23 protein-coding genes are annotated in these 21,159 nt (G+C 70.0%); 11 read left to right on the top strand and 12 right to left on the bottom strand.

Annotated features, from left to right (window positions below; translation table 11 throughout):
- The first annotated feature begins 12 nt into the window (after positions 1-12).
- The gene (nrdR, locus tag ACTU3I_RS09770; RefSeq protein ID WP_442925496.1) at positions 13-504 is read left to right on the top strand and encodes a transcriptional regulator NrdR; all 492 of its coding nucleotides are present in this window, start codon (positions 13-15) and stop codon (positions 502-504) included.
- 29 nt (positions 505-533) lie between these two features.
- Positions 534-1,556 (top strand): quinone-dependent dihydroorotate dehydrogenase, encoded by a 1,023-nt coding sequence (locus ACTU3I_RS09765; RefSeq protein WP_442925495.1) that lies wholly within the window; start codon positions 534-536, stop codon positions 1,554-1,556.
- Positions 1,557-1,642: 86 nt separating this feature from the next.
- On the opposite strand, the gene ACTU3I_RS09760 is transcribed toward ACTU3I_RS09765, so the two are convergent.
- Positions 1,643-2,215 carry a DUF3043 domain-containing protein gene (locus ACTU3I_RS09760; protein WP_442925494.1) on the bottom strand — a complete coding sequence of 191 codons (573 nt, stop codon included), beginning with the start codon at positions 2,213-2,215 and terminating at the stop codon, positions 1,643-1,645.
- A gap of 46 nt (positions 2,216-2,261) precedes the next feature.
- On the opposite strand from ACTU3I_RS09760, the gene ACTU3I_RS09755 reads away from it, so the two are divergent.
- The 6 genes from ACTU3I_RS09755 to ACTU3I_RS09730 all read left to right on the top strand — a co-directional run bounded on the left by ACTU3I_RS09755 (position 2,262) and on the right by ACTU3I_RS09730 (position 8,141).
- Positions 2,262-3,686: a dipeptidase gene (locus ACTU3I_RS09755; protein WP_442925493.1), complete on the top strand. Its 1,425-nt coding sequence runs from the start codon at positions 2,262-2,264 to the stop codon at positions 3,684-3,686.
- Between the two features lie 47 nt (positions 3,687-3,733).
- Positions 3,734-4,099 (top strand): iron-sulfur cluster insertion protein ErpA, encoded by a 366-nt coding sequence (gene erpA, locus ACTU3I_RS09750; RefSeq protein ID WP_442925492.1) that lies wholly within the window; start codon positions 3,734-3,736, stop codon positions 4,097-4,099.
- 154 nt (positions 4,100-4,253) lie between these two features.
- Positions 4,254-5,147 carry an aa3-type cytochrome oxidase subunit II gene (gene ctaC / locus ACTU3I_RS09745; protein WP_442925491.1) on the top strand — a complete coding sequence of 298 codons (894 nt, stop codon included), beginning with the start codon at positions 4,254-4,256 and terminating at the stop codon, positions 5,145-5,147.
- Positions 5,147-6,910: an aa3-type cytochrome oxidase subunit I gene (gene ctaD / locus ACTU3I_RS09740; RefSeq protein ID WP_442925490.1), complete on the top strand. Its 1,764-nt coding sequence runs from the start codon at positions 5,147-5,149 to the stop codon at positions 6,908-6,910. Before ctaC ends, ctaD begins: the two co-directional genes overlap by 1 nt.
- Entirely contained in the window at positions 6,910-7,341 is a 432-nt protein-coding gene (locus ACTU3I_RS09735) for a cytochrome c oxidase subunit 4 (protein ID WP_442925489.1), read from the top strand. The genes ctaD and ACTU3I_RS09735 overlap by 1 nt, the downstream gene beginning before the upstream one ends.
- 8 nt (positions 7,342-7,349) lie before the next feature.
- On the top strand, positions 7,350-8,141 hold the full coding sequence (locus tag ACTU3I_RS09730) for a PP2C family protein-serine/threonine phosphatase (RefSeq protein ID WP_442925488.1): 792 nt from the start codon (positions 7,350-7,352) through the stop codon (positions 8,139-8,141).
- Here ACTU3I_RS09730 and ACTU3I_RS09725 read toward each other — a convergent pair.
- From ACTU3I_RS09725 to ctaE, 7 genes are all read right to left on the bottom strand, one after another.
- Positions 8,111-8,752, bottom strand: coding sequence for a cytochrome c oxidase assembly protein (locus ACTU3I_RS09725; protein WP_442926390.1), 642 nt, complete (start codon positions 8,750-8,752; stop codon positions 8,111-8,113). The two genes, ACTU3I_RS09730 and ACTU3I_RS09725, sit on opposite strands and share 31 nt — an antisense overlap.
- Entirely contained in the window at positions 8,662-9,150 is a 489-nt protein-coding gene (locus tag ACTU3I_RS09720; protein ID WP_442925487.1) for a DUF2243 domain-containing protein, read from the bottom strand. Before ACTU3I_RS09720 ends, ACTU3I_RS09725 begins: the two co-directional genes overlap by 91 nt.
- Before the next feature lie 62 nt (positions 9,151-9,212).
- A complete protein-coding gene (locus ACTU3I_RS09715) occupies positions 9,213-9,635 on the bottom strand; it encodes a rhodanese-like domain-containing protein (RefSeq protein WP_442925486.1) in 423 nt (140 codons plus the stop codon).
- A gap of 128 nt (positions 9,636-9,763) precedes the next feature.
- A complete protein-coding gene (gene qcrB / locus ACTU3I_RS09710) occupies positions 9,764-11,605 on the bottom strand; it encodes a cytochrome bc1 complex cytochrome b subunit (protein ID WP_442925485.1) in 1,842 nt (613 codons plus the stop codon).
- The gene (gene qcrA, locus ACTU3I_RS09705; RefSeq protein ID WP_442925484.1) at positions 11,602-12,681 is read right to left on the bottom strand and encodes a cytochrome bc1 complex Rieske iron-sulfur subunit; all 1,080 of its coding nucleotides are present in this window, start codon (positions 12,679-12,681) and stop codon (positions 11,602-11,604) included. Before qcrA ends, qcrB begins: the two co-directional genes overlap by 4 nt.
- A 42-nt stretch (positions 12,682-12,723) precedes the next feature.
- Positions 12,724-13,527 carry a cytochrome bc1 complex diheme cytochrome c subunit gene (gene qcrC, locus ACTU3I_RS09700; RefSeq protein WP_442925483.1) on the bottom strand — a complete coding sequence of 268 codons (804 nt, stop codon included), beginning with the start codon at positions 13,525-13,527 and terminating at the stop codon, positions 12,724-12,726.
- 19 nt (positions 13,528-13,546) lie between these two features.
- A complete protein-coding gene (ctaE, locus tag ACTU3I_RS09695) occupies positions 13,547-14,182 on the bottom strand; it encodes an aa3-type cytochrome oxidase subunit III (RefSeq protein WP_442925482.1) in 636 nt (211 codons plus the stop codon).
- Positions 14,183-14,336: 154 nt separating this feature from the next.
- Here ctaE and trpD point away from each other — a divergent pair, with 154 nt between their 5' ends.
- The 3 genes from trpD to ACTU3I_RS09680 are packed head-to-tail and all read left to right on the top strand — an operon-like array spanning position 14,337 to position 17,720.
- On the top strand, positions 14,337-15,398 hold the full coding sequence (trpD, locus tag ACTU3I_RS09690; RefSeq protein WP_442925481.1) for an anthranilate phosphoribosyltransferase: 1,062 nt from the start codon (positions 14,337-14,339) through the stop codon (positions 15,396-15,398).
- A gap of 1 nt (position 15,399) precedes the next feature.
- A complete protein-coding gene (locus ACTU3I_RS09685) occupies positions 15,400-16,392 on the top strand; it encodes a PHP domain-containing protein (RefSeq protein WP_442925480.1) in 993 nt (330 codons plus the stop codon).
- 20 nt (positions 16,393-16,412) lie between these two features.
- Positions 16,413-17,720: an MFS transporter gene (locus ACTU3I_RS09680; protein ID WP_442925479.1), complete on the top strand. Its 1,308-nt coding sequence runs from the start codon at positions 16,413-16,415 to the stop codon at positions 17,718-17,720.
- A gap of 7 nt (positions 17,721-17,727) precedes the next feature.
- On the opposite strand, the gene ACTU3I_RS09675 is transcribed toward ACTU3I_RS09680, so the two are convergent.
- The 4 genes from ACTU3I_RS09675 to ACTU3I_RS09660 form a co-directional block, all read right to left on the bottom strand.
- Entirely contained in the window at positions 17,728-18,036 is a 309-nt protein-coding gene (locus ACTU3I_RS09675) for an SHOCT domain-containing protein (RefSeq protein WP_442925478.1), read from the bottom strand.
- A 118-nt stretch (positions 18,037-18,154) separates the two neighbouring features.
- On the bottom strand, positions 18,155-18,817 hold the full coding sequence (locus tag ACTU3I_RS09670) for a response regulator (RefSeq protein WP_442925477.1): 663 nt from the start codon (positions 18,815-18,817) through the stop codon (positions 18,155-18,157).
- The gene (locus ACTU3I_RS09665) at positions 18,814-19,968 is read right to left on the bottom strand and encodes a sensor histidine kinase (RefSeq protein WP_442925476.1); all 1,155 of its coding nucleotides are present in this window, start codon (positions 19,966-19,968) and stop codon (positions 18,814-18,816) included. Before ACTU3I_RS09665 ends, ACTU3I_RS09670 begins: the two co-directional genes overlap by 4 nt.
- A gap of 163 nt (positions 19,969-20,131) precedes the next feature.
- The gene (locus ACTU3I_RS09660; RefSeq protein ID WP_442925475.1) at positions 20,132-21,052 is read right to left on the bottom strand and encodes a 5'-3' exonuclease; all 921 of its coding nucleotides are present in this window, start codon (positions 21,050-21,052) and stop codon (positions 20,132-20,134) included.
- Between the last annotated feature and the right edge of the window lie 107 nt (positions 21,053-21,159).

Genomic DNA, 21,159 nt, shown 5'->3' with positions numbered 1-21,159 from the left:
TCTGTCGGAGCCATGCACTGCCCGTTCTGCCGCCACCCCGATTCCCGCGTCATCGACTCCCGCACGAGCGACGACGGGCTCAGCATCCGTCGTCGCCGTCAGTGTCCGGAGTGCGGTGGGCGGTTCTCGACGGTGGAGACGGCGAGCCTCAACGTCATCAAGCGGTCGGGGGTCATCGAGCCCTTCAGCCGCGAGAAGGTGATGTCGGGAGTGCGCAAGGCCTGCCAGGGCCGGCCCGTCACCGAGGGCGATCTCGCGATGCTCGCTCAGAGCGTCGAAGAGGCCGTGCGCCAGACCGGCGCCTCGCAAGTGGAGGCGAACGAGATCGGGTTGGCGATCCTGGGACCGCTGCGGGAGCTCGACGAGGTCGCCTTCCTGCGCTTCGCGAGCGTGTACCAGGCCTTCGAGTCCCTCGAGGACTTCGAGTCGGCCATCGGGCAGCTGCGCGCCGACCACTCCGAGCGCCGGCCGGAGCCCGCCGACCTGGCCGACGCCGCCGAGTAGCCCTCGCGCCGTCCCCTAGGCTGGCGGGGATGTATCCGCTGCTGTTCCGCCTGGTTCTCTCGCGGCTCGACCCCGAGCGGGCGCACCATCTCGCCGTCCCGGTCATCCGGCTCCTCGGCGTGCCGCCCTTCTCCTGGGCCGCTCGCCGGCTGACATCCCCCGACGCGGCCTCTCGCACGGAGGCTCTCGGGCTCGTCTTCGACTCGCCCTTCGGCGTCGCGGCGGGCTTCGACAAGGACGTCAAGATGGTGCGGGGTCTGCGGGCGCTGGGCTTCGGGCACGTCGAGGTCGGCACCGTCACGGCGCTGTCTCAGCCGGGGAACCCGCGCCCGCGCCTGTTCCGCCTCGTCCCCGATCGCGCGGTGGTGAATCGGATGGGTTTCAACAACGCCGGCGCCGAGGCGGCCGCCGCACGGCTGCAGCGTCTCCGCCGCCGCCGCATCCGCCCGGTGATCGGCGTCAACATCGGCAAGAGCCGGGTCGTCGAGGTCGCCGAGGCGACCGCGGACTATGTCCGCAGCACGCGTCTGCTCGCGCCTCTCGCCGACTACCTCGTCGTCAACGTGTCGTCGCCGAACACGCCGGGGCTGCGGGGGCTCCAGGCGGTCGAGACCCTGCGTCCGCTGCTGGAAGCCGTGCGCGACGCCGCGGGCGCGACGCCGCTGCTGGTGAAGATCGCGCCCGACCTCGACGACGATGACGTCCAGGCCGTCGCGCGGCTCGCCGTCGAACTCGGACTGTCGGGGCTCATCGCCACGAACACCACCGTCTCACGCGAGGGACTGCGCACCCCCGGCCCGATCGTCGCGGCGGCGGGGGACGGCGGGCTGTCGGGTGCGCCGCTGAAGCTGCGGGCGATGGCGGTGCTGCGCCTGGTTCGCGAAGCGGTGCCGGCGGATTTCGTCGTGATCTCCGCGGGGGGCGTGGAGACCGCATCCGATGTGGGGGAGCGGCTGGCCGCCGGTGCGACGCTCGTGCAGGGCTATACCGCGTTCTTGTACCGCGGTCCGCTGTGGGCGCGGCAGATCAACCGCGCGCTGGCCCGCCGCTGAGGTTCGCGCCGACCGCGAGACTCCATCTGCGCGCCGAGACAGCGTACGACGTCGGCTGTCTCGTGGCGGAGATGGCGTTTCGCGGATCAGGCGGGGTACTGACCGCGCTTGACCTGAGCCTTGGGCAGGCGCATGAATCGCATCTGCACGGTGCGCATCGCGGCATACCAGCCGAGGCCCTTCTCCATGCGCCCGTCGCCGAACTTCTCTCGCGCCAGGCGCTTGATCCGGATCGACGTGATGATCATGTCGCCGACGACGAAGAGGATGTAGACCCACAGCGCGATGAAGGCCCAGAACTGGAACTCGGGCACCGGGATGAGGGTGGCCACGATGACGATCACCATGAAGGGCATGACGCCCTCGCCGAGGTGCCAGCCGGCGTCGACGAAGTCCCGCGCGAACCGGCGCTGCGGACCCTTGTCCTTGACGGGGAGGTAGCGCTCGTCGCCGGCGGCCATCCCCGCGCGCGCCTTCTCCCGGGCGGCGGCGAGCTCCGCGCGAGCGCGGGCCTTCGCCTCTTTCGTGTCGGCGACGAGGGGGCGCTTTCGGGCGGCCTCCTGCTCGGCACGCGACGGAGTGGCGCGTCCCTTGGTGCTGCCGGGCCGGGAGGGCTCGACGGGAGCGTCGTTGGGTGCGGGAGCGGGTGTCTTGGCCACGGGAACCTCGAGAGCAAGCGGATGCGGGCCTTTTAAGATTACCCGCATGACCTCCGACCCGTCCCGCCGGGATGCTGTGCGCGCTGCCGCGGCATCCGTTCTGCCCGCCGCCCTCGCCGACCTGGGCGCCCTGGTGCGCATTCCCTCGATCGCCTGGCCGGCGTTCGATCAGACCCAGGTGGGGCGAAGCGCCGAGGCGGTGGCGGACCTCCTCCGAGGGCTCGACTTCTTCGAGAGCGTCGAGGTCACGTCCTCGGCGATCCCCGGCACCGATGAGCAGGGTCAGCCCGCGGTCCTCGCGACGCGTCGGGCCCGCAACGGGCGGCCCACCGTGGTGCTGTACGCCCACCATGATGTGCAGCCGGTCGGGGATGAGTCGCTGTGGGAGTCGCCGCCCTTCGAGCCGACGGTCCGCGGCGGGCGGCTCTACGGCCGCGGCGCCGCCGACGACAAAGCCGGGGTGATGACGCACGTCGCGTCGCTGCGCGCGCTGACCGACGCCCTCGGGCGAGACGTCGATCTCGGGGTGACGGTGTTCATCGAGGGTGAGGAGGAGTACGGCTCCCGCTCCTTCGCCTCGTTCCTCGCCGACCACGCCGACGCGCTGCGGGCGGATGTCATCGTGGTGGCCGACTCGGGGAACTGGGACGAGCGGACGCCCGCGCTCACGGTGACCCTCCGCGGGAACGCCCGGTTCACGCTGGGCGTACGGACACTCGAGCACGCATCCCATTCGGGGATGTTCGGGGGAGCGGTCCCCGACGCGATGCTCGCCACCATCAAGCTCCTCGCGACCCTGTGGGACGAGGACGGCGCGGTCGCCGTCGACGGGCTCACCGCGCGGGACGCGGCGACGCCGGATTACACCGAGGAGACGCTCCGCAGTGAAGCGGGGCTCCTCGACGGGGTCAGCCCGATCGGGCGGGGGACGATCCTCAGCCGCATCTGGAACCAGCCGTCGATCACGGTCACCGGCATCGACTTCGCCAGCGTCGACGCCGCCTCCAACACCCTCGCGCCCGAGGTCACTGTCGTCGTGAGCGCGCGCGTCGCGCCGGGTCAGGACGCCCGCGAGGCCTACGACGCCATCGAACGACACCTGCGTGCGCACGCGCCGTTCGGGGCGGAGCTCACGTTCTCCGACATCGACAACGGCGACGGCTTCCTCGTGGACACCGCGGGCTGGGCGGTGGGCGAGGTTCGTCGCGCCTTCGCCGAGGGGTACGGCGTCGATCCCGTCGACGTAGGCGTCGGCGGGTCGATCCCGTTCATCGCCGATCTGGTGCGCGACTTCCCCCAGGCGCAGATCCTCGTCACCGGCGTCGAGGATCCGCACTCCCGCGCGCACAGCCCGAACGAGTCGTTGCACCTCGACACCTTCCGGGCCGCGATCGCATCCGAGGCGCTGCTGTTGGAGGCTTTGGACGCGCGGACGCTCGCAACGGAGCCGACCGGGGCCGCACCGGCGTAGAATCGGCTCGTCGCTGCGTGCGACACTTCAGACCGAGAGGGGATGTCATGACCGACACCGCGCTGACGACCGATCAGACCGTCCGTGAACACGGCGTCGCACTCACCGACGCCGCCGCCGAGAAGGTCAAGAACCTGCTCAACCAGGAAGGCCGCGACGACCTGCGTCTGCGCGTGGCCGTCCAGCCCGGCGGATGCTCCGGACTGATCTACCAGCTCTACTTCGACGAGCGCTACCTCGACGGCGACAAGGCCGTCGACTTCGACGGTGTCGAGGTCATCGTCGATGACATGAGCGTGCCCTACCTCGACGGGGCCACCATCGACTTCAAGGACACGATCTCCGAGCAGGGCTTCACGATCGACAACCCCAACGCGGCAGGCAGCTGCGCGTGCGGGGATTCGTTCCACTGAGCCTTCTCGACACGCCAAGACCCGCGGGCCGCGGGGCGGATTTCGCCTCGTCCCGCGGGTTTTCGCTGTCTCGCGGCTGAGTGCTTGGCCTGAGAAGCATGAGAGCTTGCCCTAGACTGGGGGGAGCAATATCTCTGTCCCGGAAAGGTGCACCGTGCCCTCGAAACGCCGCCTCCGCTGGGCCATCCTCCCGGTCGGGATCGCAACGGCAGCAGTGCTCGCCGGGTGCACCCCGTCGCAGCTGCACGGCTTCCTGCCCGGCTTCCAGGAGGACGGCGTCCCCGCGACCGACCGCGTCGACATGGTCGCCGGCCTCTGGGTCAACTCCTGGATCGTCCTGCTCGCGGTGGGACTTGTCACGTGGGGCCTGATGCTGTGGGCGGTCATCGCCTACCGCCGGCGCAAGGGACAGACCGGGCTCCCGGTGCAGTTGCGCTACAACATGCCGATCGAGATCTTCTACACGATCGTGCCGCTGATCCTCGTGGTCGGATTCTTCGCCTTCACGGCGCGCGACCAGCAGATCCTCGAGACGCAGTACGAGGATCCCGACGTCTCGATCACCGCCTACGGCAAGCAGTGGGCGTGGGACTTCCAGTACAACGGCGAGGACGAGGACAACTCCGACGCCGTGTGGACCATGGGCGTTCAGGCCGAGCCCGCCGGTGACGGCACCGTCGACCAGGAAGCGCTTCCGACCCTCTACCTGCCGGTCAACAAGACCGTGCAGATCGAGCTGCAGTCGCGCGACGTGATCCACTCCTTCTGGATCATCGACTTCCTCTACAAGAAGGACATGTACCTCGGGCGCGACAACTACTGGTCGTTCACGCCCACCCGCGAGGGGACCTACGCCGGCAAGTGCGCCGAGCTGTGCGGTGAGTACCACTCCGCGATGCTGTTCAACGTGAAGGTCGTCAGCGAGGACGAGTACGAGAACTACCTCGAGTCGCTGCGCGAAGAGGGAAACACCGGCGACATCGACGAAGCGTACGACCGACTCCAGAAGAACACTGGGTTCGGCCGTGCGGAGGAGGGCAAGGGCTGATGACCACCACGGTTCCCCCGCAGGAGACGGCTCCCGGCCGTCCGACCACGCTTCCCCCGCGTCAGGCGGCTCTGCTGAGCTCGTCCCGAGTGGAGCAAAAGGGCAACATCGTCGTCAAGTGGATCACCTCCACCGACCACAAGACCATCGGGTACATGTACCTGATCGCCTCCGTCATGTTCTTCATGCTCGGCGGCGTCATGGCCCTCATCATCCGCGCAGAGCTGTTCGAGCCGGGCATGCAGATCGTGCCCACGAAAGAGCAGTACAACCAGCTCTTCACGATGCACGGCACGATCATGCTGCTGATGTTCGCGACGCCGCTGTTCGCGGGCTTCGCCAACGCGATCCTGCCGCTGCAGATCGGCGCGCCGGATGTCGCGTTCCCGCGACTGAACGCCTTCGCGTTCTGGCTCTTCCTCTTCGGCTCCACGATCGCTGTCGCCGGATTCCTGACCCCCGCCGGTGCCGCCGGGTTCGGGTGGTTCGCCTACCAACCCCTTGCGAACGCGACGTTCTCACCCGGCGTGGGCGGCAACCTCTGGATGCTCGGGCTCGGCATGAGCGGTTTCGGCACGATCCTCGGCGCGGTGAACTTCATCACGACGATCATCACGATGCGCGCGCCCGGCATGACCATGTGGCGCATGCCGATCTTCTCGTGGAACACGCTGATCACGAGCATCCTGATCCTGCTCGCCTTCCCGGTGCTCGCCGCGGCGATCCTCGCCGCCGCCGCCGACCGCGTGCTGGGTTCGCACATCTACGACCCCGCTGCCGGCGGCGTGCTGCTGTGGCAGCACCTGTTCTGGTTCTTCGGTCATCCAGAGGTCTACATCATCGCCCTGCCGTTCTTCGGCATCGTCTCCGAGATCTTCCCGGTCTTCAGCCGCAAGCCGATCTTCGGATACAAGACGCTGGTCTACGCGACCATCGCCATCGCCGCCCTCTCGGTGGCCGTGTGGGCCCACCACATGTATGTCACCGGCGCCGTCCTGCTGCCGTTCTTCGCGCTCATGACGATGCTGATCGCCGTTCCCACGGGCGTGAAGATCTTCAACTGGATCGGCACGATGTGGCGGGGGTCGGTCACCTTCGAGACCCCGATGGTGTTCGCGCTGGGCTTCCTCATCTCGTTCGTCTTCGGCGGTCTCACCGGCGTGATCCTCGCCTCCCCGCCGCTGGACTTCCACCTCTCCGACAGCTATTTCGTCGTGGCGCACTTCCACTACGTCGTCTTCGGCACGGTCGTGTTCGCGATGTTCGCGGGGTTCTACTTCTGGTGGCCGAAGTGGACGGGTCGGATGCTGAACGAGCGCCTGGGCTACATCCACTTCTGGATGCTGTTCATCGGCTTCCACATGACGTTCCTCATCCAGCATTGGCTGGGCGTCGACGGCATGGTGCGCCGGTACGCCGACTACTCGCCGGAGGACGGCTTCACGTGGGGCAATCAGGTCTCCACGATCGGTGCAATGATCCTCGGCGCCTCGATGATCCCGTTCCTGTTCAACGTGTGGATCACGGCGCGGAAGGCGCCGAAGATCACCGTGAACGATCCGTGGGGATACGGCGCGTCGCTGGAGTGGGCGACGTCGTGCCCGCCCCCGCGGCACAACTTCACCTCGATCCCGCGCATCCGCAGCGAGCGTCCGGCCTTCGACCTCAATCATCCTGAGGCCGGTATCCCGGTGGGCGTCGGGCCGGCGAAGGACGCCCCCGAGGCGCCCGTGGTGGACGCGGCTGAGGGAGAGGTCAAGTAATGCGCACGAGCGTCGGACTGTGGTGGCTGCTCTCGGCCTTCAGCTTCGTCGTCGCGGTGATCTACACCGTGTGGGCGATCATCTTCTACACCGGTGACATCGTCACGCGGATCGAGTGGGTCGGCTCCATCGCGCTGCTGTTCTTGGCGTTCATGTCGGCGCTCATCGCGTTCTACGTGCAGCGTGTGCACAAGGCCCAGCGGGGCGACCTGCCCGAAGACATCGCGACCGCCGACATCGACGACGGCGACCCCGAGATGGGTGAGTTCAGCCCGTGGTCGTGGTGGCCCATCGTGCTCGCGTTCTCTGCCGCCCTCGGAGTCATCGGGCTGGCCGTGGGCACCTGGATGGTGCCGATCGGCCTGGGTGTGTTCCTCGTCGCCATCGTCGGCTGGGTGTACGAGTACTACCGCGGATACTTCGCCCGCTGACTCCTCGCGTGCCGATCCGGCTGAGAGCGGCGGCGGTCTCCGACATCGGCCCGCACCGCAGCACGAACCAGGACGCCGCCTTCACGGCGTCCTGGGGCGCGGCCGTGGCCGACGGCGTGGGGGGTGGCCCCTCTGGCGACCTCGCGTCGGCGGCGCTCGTGCACCGGCTCGTCGCCGGCGGCGAGACGGCGCCCGATGCAGAGGAGCTGCTCGTCCGCATCCGAGAGGCGAACTGGGACCTCGGCGCGCACGTCCGGCGCGACCCGGCGCTGCAGGGCATGGCCACGACGTTCACCGGGCTGTTCGTCGGCGGTCGCGGCCAGACGCTGCTGCTGGCGCACTCGGGGGACTCGCGGGGGTATCTGCTCCGCGACGGCTGGTTCAGCCGCGAGACCCGTGACGACTCGTATGTGCAGGCTCTCGTGGACTCCGGGCTCCTCGCGCCCGAGGCGGCGGCGTCGCATCCGCGACGAAACCTCATCACGGCGTCGCTGGGAGGCGGCGAGGACGACATCGTCTCGGTGACGGAGCGCGACGCTCTCGTGGGCGACCGCTGGCTGCTGTGCAGCGACGGGGTCACCGACTATCTGCCCGAGGCCGACATCGCTCGTCTGCTGGCGCAGACGGACGAGCCGCGCGACGCGGCGGCCGCGCTCGTCGCCCTGGCGGTGGAGGCGGGCACCCTTGACAATGTGACCGCGGTCGTCACCGACGTCATGGCCGATGCCGGCGCCCCCTCGGGTCCGGTGTTCTCCGGGTCGGCGGCGTCCTACTTCGCGGAGGACGTCGACACCGCCTGAACGCGGCGGGAAAGGCGCCTGCCGGCCGAGCGGTACCCGTCGGCGCAGAAGATGCACACCACGAGGGCCTCCACCCATGCTCCCGCGTAGTACATGAACTGCGCCCCCGCCCGCGCGTCGGCGGGAGACACCCCGGCGGGAGGGTTCGCGTACAGGTACTTCGCGAGGATGGCATGCGAGGCCAGCGTCGCCACGAGCACCGCGGCGGCGACCAGGCGGCGCCGCGGCCGCGGCGCGGGATCGCGTCCGATGAGGGCGAACGTGAGGAGATACCCCACAGCGAGCACGTGGATCATTCCGAGCACGTGGGCGAACGCGCCTTCCCGCAGGAGGGCGAACAGCGGCGTGAGGTACAGGAGCCACAGGCCGCCGGCGCTGAGCGCCCCCGCGAAGAGCGGTGACGACAGCGCCCGCACGGGGGCCCAGTGCAGCGCCGCGGTCAAGCGTCGGGCGGATCTGACAGGCAGACTTCGCAGGGCGAGTGTCGCGGGGGCCGCCAGCACGAGGAGCACGGGCGCGATCATGCCGGCGAGAAGGTGGGTGTGCATGTGCCCGGCGAAGCTGTCGTGGGCGGCGGATGCGAGGGGGCCGGCGACCGACGCGGCCGCCAGTGCGACGCGCGGATCTGGTGGACGCGCAGCACCTTGTGGTTGATGAGCCCGTCGTACAGCTGGAAGGCACCCGCGCCCGTCAGAGCACCGCCCCACCAGCGTGCCCACCGGAGTGCCCCGCGACGGCGCAGATCGGCGAGGAGGAACAGGCCGGCGATGGTGGCGAACCAGGAGAACGCGTGGAAGACCCCGTCGGACACGAGCCCGATCGCGGTCGTACCGCGGTCGTAGAAGTGGTGCCAGGAAAGCAGCTGATGGAAGACCGCCTCATCGAGGAAGGCGATCAGGCCGACGCCGAACAGCACGCCGGACCACGCGATGCGGACCCGTCCTCGCGACGGTGCACTCCCCGCGGGTACGGTGGCCGGCGATTGGGTCGATCGGTTCGTGCGGGACATCCCCCCACGGTCCGGCGCCGAGGGGGAGGTGGCGACGGGGTGGACAGCGAGGGCGCGGCGGGTTACGCCGGTACGGAATCGGTCCGCACGACCATCGTCAGCGGGTCGAAGGTGCGGGGGAGCGGTCCCTCGAGGCTCTCGACGGGCTGTCCCTCCCGCACCCAGTACTCGTAGCCGCCGATCATCTCCTTCACGGCGTAGCCGAGCCGGGCGAACTCCAGCGCCCCCTTCACGCCGGCGTTGCATCCGGGACTCCAGCAGTAGACGACCACCGGCGTGTCGGCGGGGATCTCCTGCGGCGCGCGCTCGGCGATCTCCCGGTAGGGCAGGTGGACGGCCCCGACGATGTGGCCTTGGTCCCAGGCCTCCGCCGATCGGACGTCGACGAGCACCAGGCTCTCGCCCGCCTTCTGCGCGGCGTACACGTCGGAGGGGTCGGTCTCCGCGGCCAGCCGCGCGCGGTAGAAGTCCACGAGTTCGCTCATGCATCGAGGCTATGGCCGGCACCGGATACGGCCGAGCCGGTCGCGGGCCTACCGGCGCGCGAATCCTGCCATCTCGCGAAAGAGCCCCGACCGTGCGGTCGGGGCTCTTTCGCGTGACATGGACGGATCTACGCGGTCTCGCCGCCGGTCGGGCGGTTGCGCTCCTCGAGGCCCTTCGGTGCCGGGGGCTCCGGCACGGCGCGCTCGTCGTGCCCGGCGGCGACGGGGCGTCCCTCCGCCTCGGCGCGCTCGTCGGAGGCCGCCAGCTCCGCCACGGCCTCGTGCTCGACGTGCTCGAGATCGTGGTGGGCGTGAGCGGAGGCCGCGTCGAGCTCGGACTGCGTGATCGGGGACAGGCGGTCTTCGAAGAACCAGCGCGACAGCGACGCGCGCAGGTGCTCGTGCCACGGGATGCGGCCCTGCGCGTTCGGGCGTACGACGAGAGGCTCGTAGGTGTCGATGTCGACCAGCTTCCAGCGGTCGTACTCGTCGACAGGCTGGTGCACCTCGATGTACTCGCCGCCGGGGAGTCGGACGATGCGGCCCGACTCGTATCCGTGCAGGACGATCTCACGATCCTTCTTCTGCAGCGCGATGCAGATGCGCTTGGTGACGAAGTAGGCGATGATCGGGCCGACGATCAGAAGCGCCTGGAGCGTGTGGATGACGCCCTCCATCGTGAGCCAGAAGTGCGTGGCGATGATGTCGGACGAGGCCGCGGCCCACATGACGGCGTAGAACGTCACGCCGGCCGCGCCGATGGCCGTGCGGGTGGCGGCATTGCGCGGCCGCTGGGCGATGTGGTGTTCGCGCTTGTCGCCGGTGACCCACGCCTCGATGAAGGGGTAGATCGCGACCAGCAGGATGAACAGCACCAGCACGCCGACGGGGATGAGGATGTTCCACGACCAGGTGCGGTCCCAGAACACGCTCTCCAGGTGCGGCGGGATGAGGCGCAGCATCCCGTCGGCGAAGCCGATGTACCAGTCGGGCTGGGTACCGGCCGACACCGGCGAGGGGTCGTAGGGGCCGTAGTTCCAGATCGGGTTGATCGTGAACAGCGAGGCGACCAGCACGATCACACCGAAGGTGATGAAGAAGAACCCGCCCATCTTCGACATGTACACCGGCATCATCGGATAGCCCACGACGTTGCTGTTCGTGCGGGCGGGCCCCGCGAACTGCGTGTGCTTGTTGACGATCATCAGCATCAGGTGCACGACGAGGAGCCCGACGAGGATCGCCGGCAGCAGCAGGATGTGCAGCGTGTAGAGGCGACCGACGATGGCGGTGCCGGGGAACTCGCCGCCGAAGAGCAGGAACGACGTCCACGTGCCGATGAGGGGGATGCCCTTGATCATGCCGTCGATGATGCGCAGGCCGTTGCCGGAGAGCAGGTCGTCGGGGAGGGAGTAGCCCGTGAAGCCCTCGCCCATGGCGAGGATGAACAGGACGAAGCCGATCACCCAGTTGAGCTCGCGCGGCTTGCGGAACGCCCCGGTGAAGAAGACGCGCAACATGTGCACGCCGATCCCCGCGATGAACACCAGCGCCGCCCAGTGGTGGATCTGGCGGACCAGGAGGCCACCGCGGAGGTCGAAGGAGATGTGCAGCGTCGATTCGAGGGCGGACGACATCGCGACGCCGCGCATCGGCTCGTAGGCGCCGTCGTAATGCGTCTCGACCATCGACGCCTGGAAGAAGAACGTGAGGAAGGTGCCCGACAGCAGCACTGCCACGAAGCTCCACAGCGCGATCTCGCCGAGCATGAACGACCAGTGGTCGGGGAAGATCTTGCGGCCGAGCTCCTTGACGAAACCGGAGATGCTGGTGCGCTCGTCGATGTAGTTCGCCGCAGCGCCGACGAAACGTCCGCCCAGCGGCTTGCCGTCGCGACCGGCCGGGACGGGGTCGGTGTGCGACGCCGGCTCGGAGGTGACGTTCTCAGTGGGATGAGTCGCGGTGCTCAATGGCGCTCCCAGAAGCTCGGGCCGACGGGCTCGTGGAAGTCACTGCGTGCGACGAGGTAGCCCTCGTCGTCCACGGTGATCGGAAGCTGCGGCAGGGGACGGGCGGCGGGGCCGAAGATGACGGCCGCACCGTTGGCGACGTCGAACTGCGACTGGTGGCAGGGGCACAGGAGATGGTGGGTCAACTGCTCGTACAGCGCGACCGGGCATCCGACGTGCGTGCAGACCTTGGAGTAGGCGACGATGCCGTCGTAGGACCAGTCCTTCTTGTCCTCGGGCTCGTTGAGGTCTTCGGGGAGCAGGCGCATGAGGAGCACGATGGCCTTGGCCTTCTCCTCGAGGTAGCCGTCGTGGTGCGTGATACCCGCCAGCTCCTCGGGGATGACGTGGAACGCCGAACCGAGAGTCACCTCGCTCGCGCGGATGGGACGGCCGGAAGGGTCGTGCGCGAGACGCATGCCCTCCTTCCACATGGTGTGCTCGAGGCGGTAGACCGGGTCGCCGGCGTGCGGGTGCTCCGGCGTGCTCTCCGGGGCCAGCCCGCGGAAGAGGGTGATGCCCGGCAGGATCGAGGCGGCCAGCGCGGCGAAGAGCGAGTTGCGGATCATCGTCCGCCGGCCGAAGCCGGACTCCTCGTTGGCGGCGGCGAACGCCTGCACGGCGCCCGCTCGCGTCTCATCGCGACCGCGCGTGGCGTGACGCGGCTCGATGAACTCCTTGTCGCTCATCACGGCCTTGGACCAGTGGATCGCGCCCACGCCGATCGCCAGCAGCGCGAGCGCGATGCCCAGGCCGATGAAGAGGTTGTTGTAGCGGATGTCGATCAGCGCGCCGGACTCGATCGGGAAGATCATGTATGCCGCGATCGCCCAGACGCTGGCGGCGACCGAGAGGTAGAACAGCGTGTACACGGTGCGGACCGCACGGCGCATGGCCTGGGGGTCCTTGTCGGTCACGCGCTCACGGTGCGGCGGCAGCTCCGGGCTCTTCACGGGGTCGGTCACCGCGACCGCGAGCCCGGAGGACGGCTTCCAGGAAGCCCTCTCGTGCTCGAGCGCGTCGTCCTCGTGTGCCATGGTGCTCCTCGTACGTTCCGGAATGCCGTTGTCGGCGGTCGATCAGTTGGATTTCGCCGTGATCCACACGGTCAGCGCGATGAGCGAGCCGATCCCGAAGATCCAGATGAACAGACCCTCCGAGACGGGGCCCAGGGAGCCGAGCGCGTACCCGCCGGGCGATTCGCTCTCCTGCAGGAACATCAGGTAGGAGATGACGTCGCGCTTGTCCTCGGGCGTGAGGTTGAGGTCGTTGAACACGGGCATGTTCTGCGGACCCGTGACCATCGCCGCGTACATGTTGAGCGGGCTCGTGGTGTGCAGGTTGGGGGCGTACTTGCCCTCCGTCAGCGCACCGCCCGCGCCGGCGACGTTGTGGCACATCGCGCAGTTGATGCGGAACAGCTCGCCGCCGTGGGCGACGTCGCCCTCGCCGTCGAGGACCTCTTCCGAGGGGAAGGTCGGTCCGGGAGCGGTCGACTGCACGAACGCGGCGAGGGCCTCGATCTGCTCGTCGGTGAACTGCACCGGCTTCTGCGGCGCCTGCGGCGCCTGAGCCTGCAGCGGCATGCGGCCGGTGGACACCTGGAAGTGCACCGACAGCTCGCCGACGCCGTACAGCGACGGGCCGCTCTCCGTTCCCTGCAGGTCGAGGCCGTGACAGGTGGCGCAGTTGGCCTGGAACAGCTTCTTGCCGTCTTCGGCCGTCAGGGTCGAGGTGGTGGACGATTCGTCCTCCGTCGCCGCGATGGCGGCGGTGGCGCCGGCGTAGATGCCGCCGGTCAGGAGCAGCCCGATGCCGATCAGGGCCGCGGCCGCCAGGGGACTGCGGCGGCCGTTGGAGCGACGCTTCTTCTCACGTGCCATGTCGAGGTGCAGCTCCGCTCTATTTCAGGAAGTAGATGACGAGGAACAGGGCGATCCACACCACGTCGACGAAGTGCCAGTAGTACGACACCACGATGGAGGTGGTCATCTCCTTGCGTCCGAAGTTCTTCACCGCGTAGGCGCGGCCGATGACGAGAAGGAACGCGATGAGGCCGCCGGTCACGTGCAGGGCGTGGAAGCCGGTGGTCAGGTAGAACGCGGATGCGTAGGGGTTGGCCGTGATGGGCATGCCCTCGGCCACCAGCTGCGCGTACTCCCAGACCTGACCCGAGACGAAGATCGCGCCGAGGGCGAAGGTGAGGAAGAACCACTCGACCATTCCCCACTTCAGCGGGCTCGCGCCGGTGCGGTACGGCTGGAATCGTTCGGCGGCGAAGACACCCATCTGGCAGGTCACCGAGGACAGCACGAGGATGATCGTGTTGACCGTGGCATACGGGATGTTCAGAAGCGAGGACTCTTCGGCCCACAGCTCGGGTGATGTGCTGCGCAGGGTGAAGTAGATCGCGAACAGGCCCGCGAAGAACATGACTTCGCTGCCGAGCCAGACGATGGTGCCGACGGCCACCGGATCGGGCCGTTTCACGGACCGGAGGGCCTGGGGGTAAGTCGCTGGCGTCGTCACACCAACCATTATGGCCGATGCCGGGGCATCCTTTCGGCAACGCCCTGCCCGATATCCCTGGCATCGAACTAAGTGGGGTCTCAGAATCGCCGGGAAGTCCGCCGCGAGGTCGCCCAGTGGGTTCGGCCGGAGGCGCTTCGCGCCCGCTCGATAGGATCGCACCATGGCGGAGCGGTATGCGTGGCCCGAGATTCTCACGACCTTGCTGGAGGGGCAGGACCTCAGCGTCTCGGAGTCGACGTGGGCCATGAGGCGCGTGATGAACGGGGAGGCGACCCCCTCGCAGCTGGGCGGTTTCCTCATCGCCCTGCGCGCCAAGGGCGAGACCGTGGACGAGATCGTCGGCTTCCGTGACGCGATCCTCGAGGCGGCGCTGCCGCTTCCGGTCCCCGCCGAGGTGCTCGACATCGTCGGCACGGGCGGCGATCGCTACGGCACCGTGAACATCTCCAGCATGGCCGCGGTCGTGGCCGCGGCCTCCGGGATCCCGGTCGTCAAGCACGGCAACAAGGCAGCCAGCTCCGCCTCCGGCTCGTCGGACGTGCTCGCCGCGCTGGGCATCGATCTGACCCTCGGCCCGGAGGCGGTCGCCGAGACCCTGTCGCGCACCGGCATCACCTTCGCCTTCGCGACGGCCTTCCACCCGGGCTTCCGCCACGCGGGACCCACGCGGGCCGAACTCGGCGTGCCCACCGTCTTCAATTTCCTCGGACCGCTGTGCAACCCCGCCCGTGCGGAGGCGAACGCCGTCGGCGTCGCGTCGCTCGACCGCGTCCCCCTCATCACCGGCGTCTTCCGGACGCGGGGGGCGACCGCCCTGGTGTTCCGCGGCGACGACGGGCTGGACGAGCTGACCACGACGGGCCACAGCCGGCTGTGGGAGATCAGCCTCGGCGACGTCCACGAGCACGACCTCGATCCGCGCGACCTCGGGATCTCGCTGGCCGACATCGACGATCTCCTCGGCGGAGACCCGGCCCACAACGCCGGGATCGTGCGGCGCGTCTTCGGAGGAGAGGCCGGGCCGGTCCGCGACATCGTGCTGCTCAACGCCGCGGCGGGCATCGTCGCCTATCGCCTGTTCCGCGACCCCGGCCAAGCACAGCGCCCCATCGTGGAGCGGCTGGCGGAGGCCCGCGACGAGGCGGCGGCGGCGGTCGACGGCGGGCGGGCCGCGGCGAAGCTCGACGAGTGGGCGAGGACCACGCAGGAGCTGGCGGGCTGACATGGACCCGCTCGACGCCCTCACCGAGATCGCGTATCTCCTCGAGCGCGAGCGTTCCAGCCGGTACAAGTCGAAGGCCTTCCGCTCCGCCGCCGACGCCATCGCCGGGCTCGACGACGCGCAGCTGCGCGATCCGGGACTGCGCCGGCGCAAGGGCATCGGCGATTCCACGTTCCGCGTCATCCAGGAGGCGCTGGCCGGCGAGGTGCCGGCGTATCTGGCGACGCTGCGCGAGAAGGCCGGCGTGGTGGGTCCCTCGGCGCTGCGGGCGGCCCTGCGCGGCGATCTGCACAGCCACAGCGAATGGTCGGACGGCCTGACGCCGATCGCGGCCATGGTGGACGCCGCCCGCAGGCTCGGCCATGAATACCTCGCCCTCACCGACCACTCGCCGCGGCTGCGGGTGGCGAACGGGCTCTCGCCCGAGCGTCTGCGCGAGCAGCTCGCCCTCGTGCCGGGGTTCGCCGGCGACGGGTTCACGCTCCTCAGCGGCATCGAGGTCGACATCCTCGAAGACGGCGCTCTCGATCAGGAGGACGCGCTGCTGGGCGAGCTCGACGTCGTCGTCGTATCCGCCCACTCGCTGCTGCGGATGGAGCGGGCGCCGATGACCCGACGCCTCGTCGCCGCCGTCTCGCATCCGCGCACCGATGTTCTCGGCCACGTCACCGGGCGTCTCGTCGAGGGCTCGCGCGGTACCCGCCCGCCGTCGGAGTTCGACCCCCGCGCGGTGTTCGAGGCGTGCGCGGCGCACGGCGTCGCCGTGGAGATCAACTCCCGTCCCGAGCGACAGGATCCGCCCGACGACCTACTCGTGATCGCGCTCGAGGCCGGGTGCCTGTTCTCGATCGACTCCGACGCCCATGCGCCCGGTCAGCTGTCGCTGCTGGACTACGGTGCGGCGCGCGCCGAAGCGGCGGGGGTTCCCGCCGACCGCGTCGTGACCACGTGGCCGCTGGAGCGGTTGCGCTCGTGGCTGGGAAGGAAGCGCTGACCCGCTCCTAGACTGAATCGGTGACGCCTACGCCCGCCTCCGCCGCGGGGCGCGCCGTCCCCTGGCTGCTTCTGGCGGGCGTCCTCGTCGCCGCGCTGAGCCTTCGCGGGCCGATCATCGCCCCCACCCCGGTGCTCCGCGATATCGGCGAGGATCTCGCCATCGGCTCGGCCACCGTCGCGCTTCTCACGACGGCGCCGGTGCTCATGTTCGCCGTGCTCACTCCTCTGGCGGCCCTCGTCATCCGTCGCTCCGGTCCCGAGCTCGCGCTGCTCGTGTCGCTGAGCGGAGTGCTCGTCGGAACAGTTGTGCGGGCACTGCCCGGATTCGGGTGGATGCTGACCGGGACGATCGTCATCGGCGCCGCCATCACGATCGGCAACGTCGTCGTGCCCGTCGTCATCCGCCGCGATGTGCCGCCCGATCGCGTCAGCATCGTGACCGGCGCCTACGTGGCGACTCTCAACGCCGGATCCCTCCTGACGTCGTTGCTCACGGCGCCCCTGGCGGCGGTCGTCGGCTGGCCAACGGCCCTGCTGCTGTGGTCGGTGCTGTCGGTGGCGGGGATCGTGCTGTGGGGGCTGCATCTCGCCCGCGAACGCCGCGCGGGCATCGACGCCGACGAACGCTTCTCCGGCGAGCTGTCGCCGGGAAGGGGCGCACCCGGCGAGCAGTCCCCGGGGAAGGCCAGCCCCGAGGACCTCGACCCGCGGACCCTCACCGGGCCCATGCCCGTGGTGTCGGCGCGCGCCGCCTCGTTTCTGCGGCGGCCGGTGCCGTGGCTGCTTCTGGCGACCTTCGGCGCGCAGACCTTCATGTTCTACGGCCTCACGACGTGGCTCCCCGTCCTCACCGGCGACGTGCTGGGCCTGGACCGGACGGCGGCCGGCGCTCTCGCATCCGTCTTCCAGGGCGTGGCGATCGCCGGGGCCTTCCTCGTGCCCCTCCTCACGCGTATCGCGCCGGCATGGGTGACCGTCGTCGCCATCAGCGGATGCTGGCTCGCGCTCATGATCGGTACGCTCACGGCCCCGTCGCTGCTGGTGGTGTGGCTCTCTCTCGGTGCCATCGCCCACGCCGGCGGGTTCGTCGTCGTGTTCAGCCTGCTGGTGCAGGTCGCACGCTCGGACGCCGAGGCTGCCGGGATGTCGGCGCTCGTGCAGGGCGGCGGGTACGCCATCGGGGCCGTGGCAGGCCCCCTCCTCGGGGGCCTGCACGAGGCGACGGGCGCGTGGTCGGCGCCGCTGGGGCTCCTCGTGGGGATCGCCGCCGTCTACGCGGTGCTGCTGGGGGCGGCGTTCCTCGCGATGCGGTTCTCCCGTCGCTGAGCCCCGGTCACGTCATCGTGCGGAGGACCTCCAGGCGCGCCCGGTACTCGGTCTCGTCGATGTCGCCCTTCGCGAAGCGCTGGGCGAGGGTGGCCTGGGCCGAGCGCTGCGGGCTCAGTCGTCCGTGCGGGCCGTAGCCGTTCTCCGCGGCGGCGCGGCGCCACCGGCGGCCGAACACCGCGAAGAGGATCGCGAACACGACGATCCACAGCAGCGGGATCAGCAGGAACCAGAGCGCCGGTCCCGGCCCACCGCCCCAGCCGGGTCCGCCCCATCCGGGATAGTGGGTCGCCGCGGTGGCGAGGATCGTCGACATGATCGTCCTTCCTCCGACCCCGGCGGGTCCGCGGTCGGATGCCTCGATTCCACGCGGCGCGGGCCCCGCACGCATCCGCCCGGAGGACGCACCTGACATGCGCCGCCGGGAGTACCGGTCAGGACCAGCCGGGGGCGACCAGACCGGATTCGTATGCCAGCACGACCAGCTGAACGCGGTCGCGCGCGTGCAGCTTCTGCAGGATCCGCGACACGTGGGTCTTCGCGGTGAGCGGCGAGAGGAACAGGCGGGTCGCGATCTCCTCGTTCGTCAGGCCCTGCGCCACGAGGTGGAGCACCTCCCGTTCCCGCTCGGTGAGCTCGTGCAGGAGGCCCGGGTCGGGCGTCGTGCGCAGTCCGCCCGCGGCGCGTTCCAGGAGGCGCCGCGTGATTCCGGGGGACAGCAGCGCGTCGCCGTCCGCGACCACCCGCACCGCGCGGATGAGGTCGGTGGGCTCGGTGTCCTTGACGAGGAAGCCGCTGGCTCCCGCGCGGATCGCGCGCGCGACGTACTCGTCGAGCTCGAAGGTGGTCACGATGACGACGCGGGTGTTCGACAGCGCCGGATCCGCGGCGATCTGCTCCGTCGCCCACAGCCCGTCGCCGTCCGGCATGCGGATGTCCAGGAGGGCGACGTCCACCTCGGTTTCGCGCACGCGCCGCAGCAGCTCCTGGCCGCTGGAGGCCTCGGCGACGACGTCGATGTCGGGCTCGGACTCCAGGAGCGCACGGAATCCCGCCCGCACCAGTTGGTGGTCATCGGCGAGCGCGACGCGGATCATGGTGATGCTCCGTTCCAGGGGAGACGGGCGACGACGATGGTGCCCCCGCCGGCGGCATCCGCGAGCTCGATCGTGCCGCCGGCGAGCTCGGCCCGCTCGTGCATGCCGCGGATGCCACCGCCCGCCACACCGTCGGCAGGGATCCCGGTGCCGTCGTCGGCGACGCGGACGACGAGGTGGTCGTCGCTCCGGTCGATCCGCACGACGGCGGACGTCGCCGCGGAGTGGCGGACGACGTTCGTGAGCGCCTCCTGCACGATGCGGTAGGCCGCTGTCTGCACGGCGCTCGGGGGAGCGTCGCCGCCCAGATGATCCTCGAACGAGACGGTCAGGCCCAGGCCGCTGCGCGCCGCCGCGAGGGCGGGCAGGTCGGCGAGCTGCGGCTGCGGGGTGAGGGGCGCCGTCGGGGTGCGCTCGTCGCCGCGGAGGAAGCCGAGGACCCCCCGCACCTCGTCGAGGCCGGTGGCGCTGAGGGTGCGGATGCTGGCGAGCGCCTCGCGCGCCTTCTCCGGTTCGCGGTCGAACAGATGCAGACCCACGCCGGACTGGACGGCGATCTGGCTGAGGGAGTGCGCCAGCACGTCGTGGAGCTCACGGGCGATGCGCGCCCGCTCCTGCTGCTCGACGGTGCGTCGTCGCTCGGCCAGCTGCGCCCGTCGCTCGGCTGCCGCAGCCATCCGGGTGCGAATCCCCTCGCCGATCGCGAAGCACAGCACGAGGCCGAGGGTGGTGACGGCGATGCGGATGGGGTGCCATGCCGAGTCGAGGAATCCGGCGGCGATGACCGCGGCCGCCCATGCGACACCGACCGACAGGAGGGCCCACATGCGTGCGCCCCGGGCCACGGCGCTGATGATCGCGAAGGGCAGCGCGAGAAGGGGCGGGCCCGCGTCCGGCGGCACCAGGAGCGCGGCGAGGGACATCGCCGACACGACAGCCACGGTGGGACCCGGCCAGCGACGTGCGGCCAGGAGGGCGAGCGCGGCGCCGGCGGCCAGCGCGACCGAGGCGGTGACGGCGAGGGGTCCGACGCGCGCGAAGAGCGAGACGGCGAGGGTCGTCGGCACCTGCACGAGGAAGGCGAACACCACGGGGATCAGAAGGCGCAGGAGAGGCGACGGCCGGAATCGGGGCAGCTCGTCGCTCGGCATGGGCTCGATGCTACGCCGCGCGGTTATGCCTCTCGTCGGCGCCGGGGACGCCTCGGCGTACTCCGCGGGGAGTAGCGGCAAGCCACCGCCGCAACTCCTCAAGATCGACGCCGCCGCGCGGCGAACGGCCCGAATCCGGCCTGCGCGGCCTGATCTTGAGGAGTTACGACGCGGCGAGGGCGGCGAGGGCGCGGCCCATCGACGACCCGAGGTTGTACTGCTCCGCCAGCGCGGTCGCCGCGGCGCGGCGTGCGTCGTCGACGCCGGGGAGGGGGCCGGGCTCGGGCAGATCGAGGTTCCGGACGACCTCGACCACCGCCGGCGCGACGGCGAGATACGGCGCGCCGGCCAGGATCTTCGCCTGCTGGCCGGCAGGCATCCCGCCGCCGGCCTCGGCCGCGGCGACGATCCCGGCGAGGTCGCCGTGCGCGGTCAGCAGGGTGGCGGCCGACTTCTCGCCGATGCCGGCGACACCGGGGAGGCCGTCGGACGCGTCGCCGCGGAGCACGGCAAAGTCGGCGTACTGCGACGCATGGACGCCGTACTTCGCCACGATCGTGGCATCCGTCACCACCTCGAGGTTGCTCATGCCGCGGGCGGTATAGATGACGCGCACGTCGCGGCCGTCGTCGACGAGCTGGAAGAGGTCGCGGTCTCCGGTGACGATGTCGACAGGGAGAGCCGCGCGGGTCGCGAGGGTGCCGATGACGTCGTCGGCCTCGTGCTCCGCGGCGCCGACGACGGGGATGCCCAGGACGCCGAGGCTTTCGCGGATGAGGGGCACCTGCACCTCGAGCGGATCGGGCACGACCTCGACGTCGGGTGCGTCGGCGACGACCTCGGCGACGCGGTGCGTCTTGTACGTCGGGATCAGATCGACCCGCCACTGCGGGCGCCAGTCGTCGTCCCAGCAGGCGATCAGATGGGTCGGCGAGTAGGTCGTGACGAGCTTGGCGATGATGTCGAGGAGCCCGCGCGCGGCGTTGACAGGTCGGCCGTCCGGCGCCTTGACCGTGTCGGGGACGCCGTAGAACGCACGAAAGTAGAGGGACGCGGTGTCGAGGAGCATGAGCCGGTCGGGCATGGGCTCATCCTCCCACGCCGCGTCGCCGTCGCCCCAGGACAGGAGCATCGCCCGAAACAGGACCGATCGGGGTGGGTCGTCCTGTTACCCGGCGAATGTCCTGTTTC

The organism is Microbacterium sp. RD1 (assembly GCF_052220165.1).
In the GTDB taxonomy this organism is placed as follows: domain Bacteria; phylum Actinomycetota; class Actinomycetes; order Actinomycetales; family Microbacteriaceae; genus Microbacterium.
The sequence above is the reverse complement of the archived record's forward strand: the minus strand, read 5'-3'. Positions and strand labels throughout refer to the sequence as shown.

Coding starts and splice junctions, on each gene's coding strand:
- ACTU3I_RS09670 (WP_442925477.1), bottom strand. CDS start 18,817: ATGATCCGCGTCGCGCTCGCCGATGACCACCAACTGGTGCGGGCGGGA.
- ACTU3I_RS09660 (WP_442925475.1), bottom strand. CDS start 21,052: ATGCCCGACCGGCTCATGCTCCTCGACACCGCGTCCCTCTACTTTCGT.
- ACTU3I_RS09755 (WP_442925493.1), top strand. CDS start 2,262: ATGACCTCCGACCCGTCCCGCCGGGATGCTGTGCGCGCTGCCGCGGCA.
- nrdR (WP_442925496.1), top strand. CDS start 13: ATGCACTGCCCGTTCTGCCGCCACCCCGATTCCCGCGTCATCGACTCC.
- ACTU3I_RS09720 (WP_442925487.1), bottom strand. CDS start 9,150: ATGTCCCGCACGAACCGATCGACCCAATCGCCGGCCACCGTACCCGCG.
- erpA (WP_442925492.1), top strand. CDS start 3,734: ATGACCGACACCGCGCTGACGACCGATCAGACCGTCCGTGAACACGGC.
- trpD (WP_442925481.1), top strand. CDS start 14,337: ATGGCGGAGCGGTATGCGTGGCCCGAGATTCTCACGACCTTGCTGGAG.
- ACTU3I_RS09715 (WP_442925486.1), bottom strand. CDS start 9,635: ATGAGCGAACTCGTGGACTTCTACCGCGCGCGGCTGGCCGCGGAGACC.
- qcrC (WP_442925483.1), bottom strand. CDS start 13,527: ATGGCACGTGAGAAGAAGCGTCGCTCCAACGGCCGCCGCAGTCCCCTG.
- ctaE (WP_442925482.1), bottom strand. CDS start 14,182: ATGGTTGGTGTGACGACGCCAGCGACTTACCCCCAGGCCCTCCGGTCC.
- ctaD (WP_442925490.1), top strand. CDS start 5,147: ATGACCACCACGGTTCCCCCGCAGGAGACGGCTCCCGGCCGTCCGACC.
- ACTU3I_RS09665 (WP_442925476.1), bottom strand. CDS start 19,968: ATGCCGAGCGACGAGCTGCCCCGATTCCGGCCGTCGCCTCTCCTGCGC.
- ACTU3I_RS09685 (WP_442925480.1), top strand. CDS start 15,400: ATGGACCCGCTCGACGCCCTCACCGAGATCGCGTATCTCCTCGAGCGC.
- ACTU3I_RS09765 (WP_442925495.1), top strand. CDS start 534: ATGTATCCGCTGCTGTTCCGCCTGGTTCTCTCGCGGCTCGACCCCGAG.
- ACTU3I_RS09735 (WP_442925489.1), top strand. CDS start 6,910: ATGCGCACGAGCGTCGGACTGTGGTGGCTGCTCTCGGCCTTCAGCTTC.
- ACTU3I_RS09675 (WP_442925478.1), bottom strand. CDS start 18,036: ATGTCGACGATCCTCGCCACCGCGGCGACCCACTATCCCGGATGGGGC.
- qcrA (WP_442925484.1), bottom strand. CDS start 12,681: ATGGCACACGAGGACGACGCGCTCGAGCACGAGAGGGCTTCCTGGAAG.